At 53.1% G+C, this 13,720-nt stretch carries 14 protein-coding genes; 9 read left to right on the top strand and 5 right to left on the bottom strand.

Annotation, left to right across the window (positions count from 1 at the left end; genetic code table 11):
* Positions 1-50: 50 nt before the first annotated feature.
* The 6 genes from murC to lpxC all read left to right on the top strand — a co-directional run bounded on the left by murC (position 51) and on the right by lpxC (position 6,829).
* Complete coding sequence (murC, locus tag FY046_RS16380) at positions 51-1,526, top strand: UDP-N-acetylmuramate--L-alanine ligase (RefSeq protein WP_133842300.1); 1,476 nt, start codon at positions 51-53, stop codon at positions 1,524-1,526.
* On the top strand, positions 1,519-2,439 hold the full coding sequence (locus tag FY046_RS16375; protein WP_133842299.1) for a D-alanine--D-alanine ligase: 921 nt from the start codon (positions 1,519-1,521) through the stop codon (positions 2,437-2,439). The genes murC and FY046_RS16375 overlap by 8 nt, the downstream gene beginning before the upstream one ends.
* A gap of 1 nt (position 2,440) precedes the next feature.
* Positions 2,441-3,298, top strand: a complete 858-nt coding sequence (gene ftsQ / locus FY046_RS16370) for a cell division protein FtsQ (RefSeq protein ID WP_133842298.1) — start codon at positions 2,441-2,443, stop codon at positions 3,296-3,298.
* A complete protein-coding gene (gene ftsA, locus FY046_RS16365) occupies positions 3,295-4,551 on the top strand; it encodes a cell division protein FtsA (RefSeq protein WP_048914885.1) in 1,257 nt (418 codons plus the stop codon). Before ftsQ ends, ftsA begins: the two co-directional genes overlap by 4 nt.
* A gap of 102 nt (positions 4,552-4,653) precedes the next feature.
* Positions 4,654-5,808, top strand: coding sequence for a cell division protein FtsZ (gene ftsZ / locus FY046_RS16360; RefSeq protein WP_133842297.1), 1,155 nt, complete (start codon positions 4,654-4,656; stop codon positions 5,806-5,808).
* A gap of 103 nt (positions 5,809-5,911) precedes the next feature.
* On the top strand, positions 5,912-6,829 hold the full coding sequence (gene lpxC / locus FY046_RS16355) for a UDP-3-O-acyl-N-acetylglucosamine deacetylase (protein WP_133842296.1): 918 nt from the start codon (positions 5,912-5,914) through the stop codon (positions 6,827-6,829).
* Between the two features lie 8 nt (positions 6,830-6,837).
* On the opposite strand, the gene FY046_RS16350 is transcribed toward lpxC, so the two are convergent.
* Entirely contained in the window at positions 6,838-7,353 is a 516-nt protein-coding gene (locus FY046_RS16350; protein WP_133842295.1) for a DUF721 domain-containing protein, read from the bottom strand.
* Between the two features lie 21 nt (positions 7,354-7,374).
* On the opposite strand from FY046_RS16350, the gene secM reads away from it, so the two are divergent.
* Positions 7,375-7,875 (top strand): secA translation cis-regulator SecM, encoded by a 501-nt coding sequence (gene secM / locus FY046_RS16345; RefSeq protein WP_159336885.1) that lies wholly within the window; start codon positions 7,375-7,377, stop codon positions 7,873-7,875.
* Positions 7,876-7,953: 78 nt separating this feature from the next.
* Complete coding sequence (gene secA / locus FY046_RS16340; RefSeq protein WP_167863366.1) at positions 7,954-10,659, top strand: preprotein translocase subunit SecA; 2,706 nt, start codon at positions 7,954-7,956, stop codon at positions 10,657-10,659.
* A 49-nt stretch (positions 10,660-10,708) separates the two neighbouring features.
* Here the strand turns inward: secA and FY046_RS16335 are convergent, their stop codons facing one another.
* A complete protein-coding gene (locus FY046_RS16335; RefSeq protein WP_133842292.1) occupies positions 10,709-11,500 on the bottom strand; it encodes a prepilin peptidase in 792 nt (263 codons plus the stop codon).
* Positions 11,501-11,708: 208 nt separating this feature from the next.
* Between FY046_RS16335 and mutT the strand changes: the two genes are divergently transcribed.
* Positions 11,709-12,098 (top strand): 8-oxo-dGTP diphosphatase MutT, encoded by a 390-nt coding sequence (mutT, locus tag FY046_RS16330; protein WP_133842291.1) that lies wholly within the window; start codon positions 11,709-11,711, stop codon positions 12,096-12,098.
* Between the two features lie 3 nt (positions 12,099-12,101).
* Here the strand turns inward: mutT and yacG are convergent, their stop codons facing one another.
* Genes yacG through coaE form a run of 3 tightly spaced genes read right to left on the bottom strand, consistent with a single transcriptional unit; the run spans position 12,102 to position 13,675 of the window.
* A complete protein-coding gene (gene yacG, locus FY046_RS16325) occupies positions 12,102-12,305 on the bottom strand; it encodes a DNA gyrase inhibitor YacG (RefSeq protein WP_133842290.1) in 204 nt (67 codons plus the stop codon).
* Between the two features lie 10 nt (positions 12,306-12,315).
* Entirely contained in the window at positions 12,316-13,059 is a 744-nt protein-coding gene (gene zapD, locus FY046_RS16320; protein WP_133842289.1) for a cell division protein ZapD, read from the bottom strand.
* A 4-nt stretch (positions 13,060-13,063) separates the two neighbouring features.
* Positions 13,064-13,675, bottom strand: a complete 612-nt coding sequence (gene coaE, locus FY046_RS16315; RefSeq protein ID WP_133842288.1) for a dephospho-CoA kinase — start codon at positions 13,673-13,675, stop codon at positions 13,064-13,066.
* Positions 13,676-13,720: the final 45 nt, after the last annotated feature.

Genomic DNA, 13,720 nt, shown 5'->3' with positions numbered 1-13,720 from the left:
GAGAATAGTAGGGGCCAGGCATGCCTGGCCCGCAGCAACACAGGTAAGAGATGAATACACAGCAACTGGCAAAACTGCGTTCGATCGTGCCCGAGATGCGTCGCGTCCGGCACATTCACTTTGTTGGCATCGGTGGTGCTGGCATGGGTGGTATTGCCGAAGTGTTAGCGAACGAAGGATATGAAATCAGTGGGTCAGACCTGGCACCGAATGCGGTGACGCAGCATCTGAGCGCGCTGGGGGCGACCATTTACTTTAACCATCGCCCGGAAAACGTCAGTGATGCCAGCGTCGTGGTGGTGTCTACCGCGGTATCGCAGGACAACCCGGAAGTGGTGGCCGCACGTGAAGCCCGTATCCCGGTGATCCGCCGTGCGGAAATGCTGGCTGAACTGATGCGCTTCCGTCATGGCATTGCGATTGCGGGTACGCATGGCAAAACGACCACCACCGCGATGGTGTCGAGCATTTACGCTGAAGGCGGCCTCGACCCGACGTTTGTTAACGGTGGGCTGGTGAAAGCCGCAGGGACGCATGCGCGCCTTGGCAGCAGCCGCTACCTGATTGCAGAAGCCGATGAGAGTGATGCATCGTTCCTGCATTTGCAGCCGATGGTGGCAATTGTGACGAATATCGAAGCCGATCATATGGATACTTACCAGGGCGACTTCGAAAACTTAAAGCAGACGTTTATAAACTTTCTGCATAACTTACCGTTTTACGGGCGTGCAGTGCTGTGTGTCGATGATGCGGTGATCCGCGATTTGATCCCACGCGTTGGCCGCCAGATCACCACCTACGGCTTCAGCGATGACGCTGATGTGCGCGTTGAGAACTACGAACAGCGCGGTGCACGTGGGCACTTTACGCTGGTGCGCCATGATAAGCCGCTGATGCACGTTACGCTCAATGCGCCAGGCCGCCACAATGCGCTGAATGCAGCGGCTGCAGTGGCAGTAGCGACCGAAGAGAACATTGAGGATGAAGATATCCTCAGTGCGCTGGAGAGCTTCCAGGGCACCGGACGTCGCTTTGACTTCCTTGGTGAGTATCCGGTGACGGATGCGAAGGGGCAGAGCGGTACTGCGATGCTGGTGGATGATTATGGCCACCATCCAACGGAAGTGGACGTAACGATTAAAGCAGCACGTGCAGGATGGCCGGATAAAAATCTGGTGATGATCTTCCAGCCGCACCGTTATACCCGTACCCGCGATTTATATGATGATTTTGCTAATGTTTTGTCGCAGGTTGATGTGTTATTGATGCTGGATGTCTATGCTGCTGGTGAGTCACCGATTCCCGGGGCAGACAGTCGCTCCCTGTGCCGTACTATTCGTGGTCGTGGCAAGGTTGACCCTATCCTGGTCTCTGATCACGATGCGGTATTGGAAATGCTGTTGCCAAAACTGTCCGGCAACGATCTGATTCTGGTTCAGGGTGCCGGTAACGTTGGGCGTATTGCCCGCACCTTGTCCGAGCAAAAGTTACAACTGCAGACGATTAATGAGGAACATCATGGCTGAGAAAGTAGCGGTATTGCTGGGTGGAACCTCCGCAGAACGTGACGTATCGCTGTTATCTGGCGCTGCGGTACTGAAAGGTTTGCAGGAAGCGGGTATTGATGCACATCCGGTAGATATCCGCGATGTGCCTGTTTTACAACTGAAAGAACAGGGCTTTGATAAAGCCTTTATCGCCCTGCATGGTCGTGGTGGTGAAGATGGGACATTGCAGGGCGTGCTGGAATTTCTCAACATTCCTTACACCGGCAGCGGTGTGATGGCGTCCGCAATCACCATGGACAAACTGCGCAGTAAGTATCTGTGGCAGGGGTGCGGTTTACCGGTTTCGCCGTTTGTCGCCCTGACGCGTAAACAGATGGATGACGGCCTGACGCCTGAGGAACTGGCAAGCATCGATGCGCTTGGCCTGCCGCTGTTCGTTAAACCGAGCCGTGAAGGGTCGAGCGTAGGTATTTCGCGGGTGAATGAAGCCTGGCAATTCCCTGCGGCACTGGATGAAGCTTTCCGTCATGACGATGAAGTGCTGGTTGAAGCATTTCTTAGCGGGCCGGAGTATACGGTGGGCGTGATTGGTGAAGAAATCTTACCTTCTATCCGTATTCAGACCGCCAGTGAGTTCTATGACTATGAAGCAAAATACATTTCTGACGATACTCAGTACTTCTGCCCATCTGGGCTGAGTGCGGAGCAGGAAGCGGAATTAAGTGAACTGGTGATCGCGGCATGGCGTGCACTGGGTTGCAGCGGCTGGGGCCGTGTTGATGTGATGATGGGTGGCGACGGGCGTTTCTATCTGCTCGAAGTCAATACTTCCCCGGGAATGACCAGCCACAGTCTGGTTCCGATGGCGGCCAAACAGGCTGGCATGAGCTTTTCACAGCTGGTGACGCGCATTCTGGAACTGGCCGACTGATATGTCTCAGGCTGCTCTGAATGTCCGCAACCGTGAAGCGCAAGAAAAAGCACGCCCCGGTACCGGGCGCAGCAACGGTTCGCGCCTTGCTGGGATCGTTTTCCTGCTGATGGTCATGGGTGTGATGCTGGCTGGCGGTTTTGTGGTGTTGAAGTGGATGAACGATGCCTCCAGGCTTCCGTTGTCGAAGCTGGTGGTCACCGGTCAGACGCATTACACCACGAACGATGACATCCGCCAGGCGATTTTGTCGCTGGGTGAACCCGGCACATTTATGTCGCAGGATGTGGATGTTATTCAGCAACAGATTGAACGCTTGCCGTGGATTCAGCAGGTGAGCGTACGTAAGCAGTGGCCGGACGAATTAAAAATTCATCTGGTTGAGTATGTCCCGGTTGCACGCTGGAATGATGTGCATATGGTTGATGCAGAAGGTAAATCGTTTAGCGTTCCGGCCAGTCATCTCGGCAAAGAAGTGATGCCAATGTTGTATGGCCCCGAAGGCAGCGAGTCCGAAGTGTTAACCGGCTTCCACCAGATGAGTGATGTTCTGGCGGCCAGTAAATTGAAATTGAAAGCGGCATCCATGACCGCACGGCGTTCATGGCAGTTGGTGCTAGAGAATGATATCCGGCTTGAGCTGGGGCGAAACGAAGACATGAAGCGGCTGCAACGCTTTATCGAGTTATACCCCACCCTGCAACAGCAGGCCCAGTTGGATAACAAGCTTATTACCTACGTTGATCTGCGTTACGACTCTGGCGCAGCAGTAGGATGGGCACCAGCACCTATCGCGGCCGCTGACAGTAATCAGCAACAGCAACAAACTCAGGCACAGGCACAGGCTAAACAACAATGATCAAGTCGACGGACAGAAAACTGGTAGTTGGACTCGAGATAGGCACCGCGAAGGTGGCCGCCCTGGTAGGGGAAGTTCTGCCTGATGGCATGGTGAATATTATCGGGGTGGGCAGCTGCCCGTCTCGTGGGATGGATAAAGGCGGGGTCAATGACCTGGAATCGGTAGTCAAATGCGTTCAGCGTGCTATCGACCAAGCCGAACTGATGGCTGATTGCCAGATTTCGTCTGTTTACCTTGCATTATCGGGCAAACATATCAGTTGTCAGAACGAAATAGGGATGGTTCCTATTTCCGAAGAGGAAGTGACACAGGAAGATGTGGAGAATGTGGTACACACCGCAAAATCCGTCCGTGTTCGTGATGAACACCGCATCCTCCATGTTATTCCGCAAGAATATGCGATCGACTATCAGGAAGGGATCAAAAACCCGGTCGGATTATCCGGGGTGCGCATGCAGGCGAAAGTGCATCTGATCACCTGTCACAATGATATGGCGAAGAACATCGTCAAAGCGGTAGAACGCTGTGGCCTGAAAGTGGATCAGTTAATTTTCGCCGGGCTGGCCTCCAGCTTTGCCGTATTGACTGAAGATGAACGCGAGCTGGGCGTCTGCGTGGTTGACGTGGGTGGCGGCACAATGGATATCGCTGTGTATACCGGTGGCGCGCTGCGCCATACCAAAGTGATCCCGTACGCGGGTAACGTGGTCACCAGCGATATCGCCTACGCCTTCGGCACGCCGCCGACAGATGCTGAAGCGATTAAAGTTCGCCACGGCTGTGCACTGGGTTCCATTGTCGGCAAAGACGAAAATGTGGAAGTCCCCAGTGTGGGTGGCCGTCCTCCACGCAGCCTGCAACGTCAGACGCTGGCAGAGGTTATTGAACCGCGTTACACCGAGCTGCTGAATCTGGTGAACGACGAAATCCTGCAATTGCAGGAGCAGTTACGCCAGCAGGGCGTTAAACATCACCTCGCGGCCGGTATCGTACTGACGGGTGGCGCAGCACAGATTGAAGGATTGGCGGCTTGCGCCCAGCGTGTATTCCACACGCAGGTGCGCATCGGACAGCCGTTGAATATCACGGGATTAACGGATTACGCGCAGGAGCCGTACTACTCAACAGCGGTTGGCTTACTGCACTACGGAAAAGAATCTCACCTTAACGGTGAGGCAGAAGTAGAAAAAAGAGCCTCAGTGGGTAATTGGTTCAAGAAAATCAACAGCTGGCTGAGAAAAGAGTTTTAATTTTTACCAAAGGGGATCATGCTGTACCTAAGCAATTTTTACGTTGCAGGTATAGACTTATTGGTGATCTCCAGGCGAACAGGCACATAACGGAGAGAAATTATGTTTGAACCTATGGAATTAACCAACGACGCGGTGATTAAAGTCATCGGCGTCGGCGGCGGCGGCGGTAACGCTGTTGAGCATATGGTGCGTGAGCGTATTGAAGGCGTTGAGTTCTTCGCGGTAAATACCGATGCACAGGCACTGCGCAAAACGGCAGTAGGCCAGACCATTCAGATTGGTAATGGCATTACTAAAGGCCTGGGTGCGGGTGCAAACCCGGAAGTGGGCCGTAACTCTGCAGAAGAAGATCGTGAAGCACTGCGTCAGGCACTGGAAGGTGCAGACATGGTGTTCATCGCCGCAGGTATGGGTGGTGGTACCGGTACAGGTGCTGCGCCGGTTGTGGCGGAAGTGGCTAAAGAACTCGGCATTCTGACCGTTGCTGTAGTGACTAAACCCTTCAATTTTGAAGGGAAGAAGCGCATGGCGTTTGCCGAGCAGGGGATTGCCGAGCTGTCGAAGCACGTCGACTCACTGATCACCATTCCAAACGACAAGCTGCTGAAAGTACTGGGTCGTGGTATCTCTCTGCTGGACGCATTCGGTGCGGCTAACGACGTGCTGAAAGGTGCAGTGCAGGGTATCGCAGAACTGATTACCCGTCCGGGCCTGATGAACGTCGACTTTGCTGACGTGCGCACCGTGATGTCCGAAATGGGCTACGCGATGATGGGTTCAGGCGTGGCGTGTGGCGAAGACCGTGCTGAAGAAGCCGCTGAAATGGCGATCTCAAGCCCACTGCTGGAAGATATCGACCTGTCAGGCGCACGTGGTGTGCTGGTTAACATCACTGCAGGCTTTGACCTGCGTCTGGATGAGTTCGAAACCGTGGGTAACACTATCCGTGCTTTCGCTTCTGATAATGCCACCGTTGTTATCGGTACATCGCTCGATCCAGAAATGAATGACGAACTGCGCGTCACCGTGGTGGCAACCGGTATCGGCATGGACAAACGTCCAGAAATTACCCTGGTGACCAGCAAACAGCCGACTCAGCCGCTGATGGACAACCGTTATCAGCAGCACGGAATGGCCCCGCTGCCGCAGGAACAAAAACCTGCTGCGAAAGTGGTTAATGATCCGGGTGCACAGACGAACAAAGAGCCTGATTATCTGGATATTCCGGCCTTCCTGCGTAAGCAGGCAGACTAAGAATAACCTGAGAAATTGGGATTCTTCGCTCTTTGTGTTAAAGTGTTTGCCCGTCAGTGAAGTAAACTGACGGTCGGATGACTAATTTTTGCGAGATAATACGATGATCAAACAACGGACATTAAAACGTATTGTTCAGACGACTGGCGTCGGTTTACACACCGGCAAGAAAGTCACGCTGACGTTACGCCCTGCGCCGGCTAATACCGGGGTCATCTATCGTCGCACTGACTTGAATCCACCGGTTGATTTCCCGGCTGATGCCAAATCCGTGCGTGATACCATGCTCTGTACTTGCCTGGTTAATGAGCATGACGTACGTATTTCAACGGTCGAACATCTGAATGCAGCCCTTGCGGGACTTGGCATTGATAATATCGTGGTGGAAGTGAACGCGCCTGAAATTCCTATTATGGATGGCAGCGCCGCACCCTTTATCTATCTGCTGATGGACGCGGGTATTGAAGAACTGAACAGCGCCAAGAAATTTGTTCGCATCAAGCAGCCTGTCCGGGTTGAAGATGGCGACAAGTGGGCTGAGCTTTCGCCGCACAACGGTTTCTCACTGGATTTCACCATTGATTTTAACCACCCGGCAATTGACTCCAGTTCACAGCGCTACCGCATGGACTTCTCTGCAGAAGCCTTTGCGCGTCAGATCAGCCGTGCTCGTACGTTTGGCTTTATGCGCGACATCGAAGCATTACAGTCCCGTGGCCTGTGCCTTGGCGGCAGTTTTGACTGTGCAATCGTGGTGGATGATTACCGCGTATTGAACGAAGATGGTCTGCGCTTTGAAGACGAATTCGTCCGTCACAAAATGCTGGATGCGATCGGTGACCTGTACATGTGTGGCCATAACATTATTGGTGCGTTTACCGCATTCAAGTCTGGCCATGCGCTAAACAACAAGCTGTTACAGGCTGTTCTGGCGAAACAGGAAGCCTGGGAATGGGCAACGTTTGAAGACGAAGCTGCACTCCCGGTGAAATTCAAGGCACCAAATCTGGTTCTGGCGTAAGCCTGAACTTACTTATTACGACTGGTTGAGCTGGTACCCTCTCCGGCCAGCGAGGCCAGTCGTTCTAATATTCTCTTCAGTTTTTCCGGGCTCTGGCTCGCGACACTTCGCAACATTTCTGCACTGTGCTCACTAATCTGTCGTAACGGCGGTTTTTCTGCGTCCTTTGCCTGATTGCTTCTTTCTTGTACAGATTCCTGACCTTTTGCCGCCAGCGAAGGATTTATCCTGATGTCGATTGACGTCAATGATGGTAATATTTGCGCACGTAAAGCTGACAGCAGACTGGATTGTTCATAGCGTAAGCGCATCAACCAGCTGGCATTAGCCGTTTCGATGACCAGAATCCCCTGACGGAAGTTTGCCACACGGCACCAGGGATGCAGTTGAGCGGGGATGACACCCTGCACTGCGCGATTCAATTTGTTCAGGGCAATGGCACGTTGCTGCACGTTTTGCAGCACGCTCTGGTCCTGGGCCATATCGAAAAAACTTTCAATTGATTGTGGGCGACTATCTCGCATAGCAAGCTCCGGCGGAACACAGTGATCGGTATTCTTAATCGTTGGCGACAATTTGGCAGACGCTATTTCTGGCCGCATCTCCTTTTGGGGATGGTCGCGGCGAGTCTTGGGCTGCCTCAAGCGTCAGCGCACGAGCGTACTACCTTAGCAGAAACCTCGTCACGAAGCCTGAATATTGGCACCGCCGCACGCTTTGACAGCCTGGCATTGCTCGAAAGTGCTCGACGCCCATCATTCAGCGTAGACTACTGGCATCAGCATGCTATCCGCACGGTCATCCGCCATCTGTCGTTTACGCTGACACCATCGGTGTCACCCGCAGCGGTTGCCGAACAGCCCCACGAAGCGCATAAACTGGCGCTGCTGGATACGCTCAACGCGCTGCTGACTCACGAAGCCAAACCGCCGGTCATTATTCGCTATACAGCCCAACGTCAGGTCGAAGCTGCACCCCGTCATCAAACCGGCCTCTGGCTGGCTCAGGTTCAGGGCATTCGTGCCGGACCCGTTCTCATCTCTTAATTCATAAAAAACAGTCTGTTTAAAATCAAACGTTAAGTGCCCATCATGAACAATGATGGCTGAGAGAAATTATTTATTATGTTAATCAAATTATTAACCAAAGTTTTTGGTAGCAGCAACGACCGTACACTGCGCCGTATGCGTAAATCTGTAGAACAGATCAACAAGATGGAACCGGATTTCGAGAAGCTGTCTGACGACGAGCTGAAAGCGAAAACCGTCGAGTTCCGTGCGCGTCTGGAAAAAGGCGAAGAGCTGGATAGCCTGATCCCTGAAGCCTTTGCAACCGTACGTGAAGCCAGTAAGCGTGTGTTTGCCATGCGTCACTTCGACGTACAGCTGCTTGGCGGTATGGTGCTGAACGATCGCTGCATCGCGGAAATGCGTACCGGTGAAGGTAAAACCCTGACCGCAACGCTGCCAGCCTACCTTAACGCGTTGAGCGGTAAGGGTGTTCACGTGGTGACCGTCAACGACTACCTTGCCCAGCGTGATGCGGAAAACAACCGTCCTCTGTTTGAGTTCCTCGGTCTGAGCATCGGCATCAACTTGCCAGGTATGCCCGCTCCAGCAAAACGTGCCGCTTATGCTGCTGATATTACCTACGGCACTAACAACGAATACGGTTTTGACTACCTGCGCGACAACATGGCATTCAGCCCGGAAGACCGTGTACAGCGTAAGCTGAACTATGCGCTGGTGGATGAAGTTGACTCCATCCTGATTGATGAAGCACGTACACCGTTGATTATCTCCGGCCCTGCTGAAGACAGCTCTGAGCTGTATATCAAGGTCAATAAAATCATTCCTAACCTGATCCGTCAGGAAAAAGAAGATTCTGACAGCTTCCAGGGGGAAGGCCATTTCTCTGTTGATGAAAAATCGCGTCAGGTTCACCTGACCGAACGCGGCCTGGTGGCCGTTGAAGAATTGATGGTCAGTGAAGGGATTATGGCTGAGGGAGAGTCTCTCTACTCGCCAGGTAACATCATGATGATGCACCACGTGACCGCTGCACTGCGCGCCCACGTGCTGTTTACCCGTGACGTTGACTACATCGTTAAAGATGGCGAAGTGATCATCGTCGATGAACACACCGGCCGTACCATGCAGGGCCGTCGCTGGTCTGATGGTTTGCATCAGGCCGTTGAAGCTAAAGAAGGCGTGGAAATCCAGAACGAAAACCAGACGCTGGCTTCAATTACCTTCCAGAACTATTTCCGTCTGTATAACAAACTGGCCGGAATGACCGGTACTGCCGACACTGAAGCGTTTGAGTTCAGCTCTATCTACAAGCTGGATACCATTGTGGTGCCAACCAACCGCCCAATGGTTCGTAAGGATCTGCCGGATCTGGTCTATATGACTGAAATGGAGAAGATCGGCGCGATCATCGAAGACATCCGCGAGCGCACCGCTAACGGCCAGCCAGTGCTGGTCGGGACCATTTCGATTGAGAAATCGGAAGTGGTGTCTAATGAGCTGACCAAAGCGGGCATCAAGCACGAAGTGCTGAACGCCAAGTTCCACGCACGCGAAGCGGATATCGTCTCTCAGGCTGGCCAGCCAGCAGCGGTTACCATTGCAACCAACATGGCGGGTCGTGGTACTGACATCGTGCTGGGCGGTAGCTGGCAGTCAGAGATTGCTGCCATCGAAGAACCAACGGCTGAACAAATTGAGGCAATCAAAAGCGCGTGGAAAATTCGCCATGATGCTGTGCTGGCCTCCGGCGGTCTGCATATCATCGGTACTGAGCGTCATGAATCACGCCGTATTGATAACCAGCTGCGCGGCCGTTCAGGCCGTCAGGGTGACCAGGGTTCTTCCCGCTTCTACCTGTCAATGGAAGATGCCCTGATGCGTATCTTCGCCTCAGACCGCGTCACCAATATGATGCGTAAACTGGGTATGAAGCCTGGCGAAGCGATTGAGCACCCATGGGTGACCAAAGCCATTGCCAACGCTCAGCGTAAAGTAGAAAGCCGTAACTTCGATATCCGTAAGCAGCTGCTGGAATACGATGACGTTGCCAGCGATCAGCGCCGTGCTATCTATACACAGCGTAATGAACTGCTTGATGTGTCTGACGTGTCAGAAACCATTGCCAGCATTCGTGAGGATGTGTTTAAAAGCACCATTGATAGCTACATACCGCCGCAGTCTCTGGAAGAGATGTGGGATGTTGCTGGTTTGCAGGAGCGCCTGAGCAACGATTTCGACCTCAATCTGCCGATTCAGGAATGGCTGGATAAAGAGCCAGAGTTGCATGAAGAGACGTTGCGTGACCGCATCATGGAGCAGGCGAAAGAACAGTATCAGCGTAAAGAAGAAGTGGTTGGCGTTGAAATGATGCGCAACTTCGAGAAAGGCGTGATGCTGCAAACGCTGGATTCCCTGTGGAAAGAACACCTGGCGGCAATGGACTACCTGCGTCAGGGCATCCATCTGCGTGGTTATGCGCAGAAAGATCCTAAGCAGGAATACAAGCGTGAGTCCTTCGCTATGTTTGCGGCAATGCTGGAATCACTGAAGTATGAAGTGATCAGCACCCTGAGCAAGGTTCAGGTGCGTATGCCGGAAGAAGTTGAACAGATGGAAGAACAGCGTCGTCTGGAATCTGAGCGCCTGGCACAGCAACAGCAGTTAAGCCATGTGGATGCCGATACCGAAGCGGCACAGTCTCTGTCTGAACAGACCGGCGAACGCAAAGTGGGGCGCAATGACCTGTGCCCGTGCGGCTCAGGTAAAAAATACAAGCAGTGTCACGGTCGCCTGGCGTAGTCAGCCGCGAACGATAACACCAGGGGCCGGAAATTTTCCGGCCCTTTTTTTATGTGTTTTGCCAAAGGAACAGTATCCAGATCGCCGCTGCCAGCGCCGGGCCAAAGGGCAGTCGTGCCGACAGTGAGCGCTTAACCACCAGACGCGCCAGCATGAAAACAGTGATACCCAGAGATGAAGCCAGTAGTAGTAATGGCGGAAGGGTTTGCCAGCCCAACCATGCCCCTCCGGCAGCCAGTAATTTCGCATCCCCCCTTCCCAGACCTTCTTCACCACGCACGATCTGATAACACCACGCGAGTAGCCAAAATAACCCATAACCTAGCACGGCGCCGGCAATCCCCTGTTCCAGAGACACTGATGGCATCACTCCGGCAAGATGGCACAGCAGACCTACCCATAACAAAGCAAGCGTCAGGCTGTCCGGTAATAAAAAATGCATACTGTCGATGATCGCCAGCGCCAGTAATAGCCAACTCAGCAGCAGAGCGGCCAACAGCAGCAGTCCTGCAGGCAGGAGGCAGGCGACCAGTAATGTGATCAGCAGTGACAGACTTTCGATGGCGGGGTAACGCCAGGAAATGGTTTCCTGGCATCCTCTACAGCGCCCGCGCAGCCACAGCCAGCTAAACAGAGGAATGTTATCGCCCATCGTCAGTGTTATCTGACAGTGTGGGCAATAAGAGCGTGGAAATCCCAGGTTGAACCGGTGAGGGTCGTTTCGCTGTATCATCAGCGGAAGCCTGAAAACCACCACATTCAGCAGACTGCCTGCACACAGTCCAGACATCACCAGCAATGCCCAGTAAATCCATACTGATTCCGTCGCAAATTGCAGCATTATTTTCTCCCTCTCTCATCCATGATGCTGCGCACTATAGCGCCGGATACCGGGTGAAGGCAGGGCTGAATGCATTTGCACCATGTTACATTTCAGCCATGCGGCGAGGCTCGATCTTTCCGATCTTACCCGCATAACAACTTGTCATTGGGGGGCAACGCTGGAATAGTGGCGGGAAAAATAAGTCAGCCAGTGAAGTGAGGAAAACATGAAGCACCTGCAAGTGGCCGTTGGCATTATTCGTAAAGATGGAGAAATTTTTTTAGCGCAACGCTCCGCAGACTCCTATATGGCCAACCGCTGGGAGTTTCCTGGGGGGAAAATGGAAGAGGGTGAAAGCCCCGAACAGGCGCTGAAACGTGAGTTGCTGGAGGAAACCGGCATCGAGGTGGTGAATGCCACGGCGTACGATACTGTCGATCACACCTATGACGATTTGCGCGTTACGCTGCACTTTTTCATTGTCGATCGCTGGAATGGCGAGCCGTGGGGGCGTGAAGGGCAGCCACAGCGCTGGGTCAGGCAGAGCGAACTGGATGCGGAGGCATTCCCCCCCGCAAACGTTGAGATTGTTGCGCGACTGAAAGCCAGCGCTTAATCATTAATCGCGATCAAATGGCTGCTCACTCCAGTCATCGCTGTCAGTCTGGTCACCGCTGCTGGGAATACGTTTCTCTTCAGCGGCCCATTCACCCAGGTCAATTAACTGACAGCGCTTGCTGCAAAATGGCCTCCAGGTACTGAGTTCATCCCAGATAACCTGCTTACTACAGGTCGGGCAGTTCACTACGGTTACATCATTCATTACACTTACCTTAACAACAGGCCAGCTCGAAATCGAAGCGGGCAGGAACTTCACCACGTTCGCTGTCCAGTGGCAGAAAACGGATGGCATAACGGCTTTTATGGCCAGAAATCTGAGGATATAACGCATCATCCAACCGGAGTTGCATACGCAACAGGTCAGCTCCTTCCGCATTATCCTGGAAGAAACCATTCAGGCTGGTGTGATTACGGAATATCCCTGACTGGCGAATCAGATCGAGGATCATTGTCAGCGCCTGTTGTATCGGTACGAGCGATGCCATCCAGGTGGTCACCTGCTGGTCACGCAGGTGCTGTTCAATATGAAGCCAGATATGTAGCGTAGGCAGATCAAAGCTACAGCAGCCTCCTGGAATGCTCAGGCGCTGACGCACCAGGGCTATCAGCCGTTCTTCGCGTAAAATCTGGCCCATGCGGGGGGCGGACATCAACGTAGCACCGAAACTTTTAAGATCGCTGCGCAGTGTGTTAATACGCGCCATATCTACGCCAGGCACTTCCGCCCAGCCCAGCAGTTTCTGCTGCTGACGTTCAAGTTCTTTCAGGATATCTGTACGAAGCTCGCCGCGCTCAAAGACGTCCAGGAGTTCGGCAGCATTACGGAAAAAGGTCAGGGCACCCAAATGGTCGGTGATTTTCTGGCTGGCAGTCAGCTGTTTTAGTAAAAATTCGATACGCAGCCAGGTGCGCATTTTCTCATTCAGAGGGTGCTCAAATAGAACCATTGTACTCATACTGTTAATCCCGATAGCGTGTCGCAGCCAGCGCCAGATAACGCTGGTTGAGTTCGGCAACGTGCGCTGTCACCGTCTCAAGCGACCCGCAGTTATCAATAATATCATCCGCTACTGCCAGACGCGCTTCGCGTGTTGCCTGTGCAGCAAGAATATTCTCAGCCTGTTCACGGCTAATGTTATCACGGCTCATGGTCCGGGCCAGTTGCGTTTCACGGTCTACATCGACCACCAGTACCCGGTCAGCCAGATGCTGCAAATTATTCTCCACCAGTAGAGGAACCACCCACAGACACCATAGTGACTGGGTTAATGCTAGCTGCTGTCGGGTTTCTGCATGGATAAGAGGATGTAACAAATTATCAATCCAGCGTTTTTCCGCTGGAGAGCTGAAAATTTTCTGGCGTAATGCCGGCCGGTTTAACGAGCCATCCGGGTGCAGCACATCGTCGCCAAATCGGGCGTGAATAGCGGCTAGCGCGGGCTGGCCCTTTTCCACCACCTGACGTGCGATAATATCCGCATCGACAATATCAACGCCCAGTGAGGCAAAGGCATTCGCAATGGTACTTTTTCCGCTGCCGATACCACCGGTCAGCGCTACGGTATAGCGCATAGGTCTTGATTCTCTCTGCCTTGTCGTACTGGAATTTGCGCGTTG

This window comes from Erwinia sp. 1181_3, assembly GCF_052824965.1.
The sequence above is the reverse complement of the archived record's forward strand: the minus strand, read 5'-3'. Positions and strand labels throughout refer to the sequence as shown.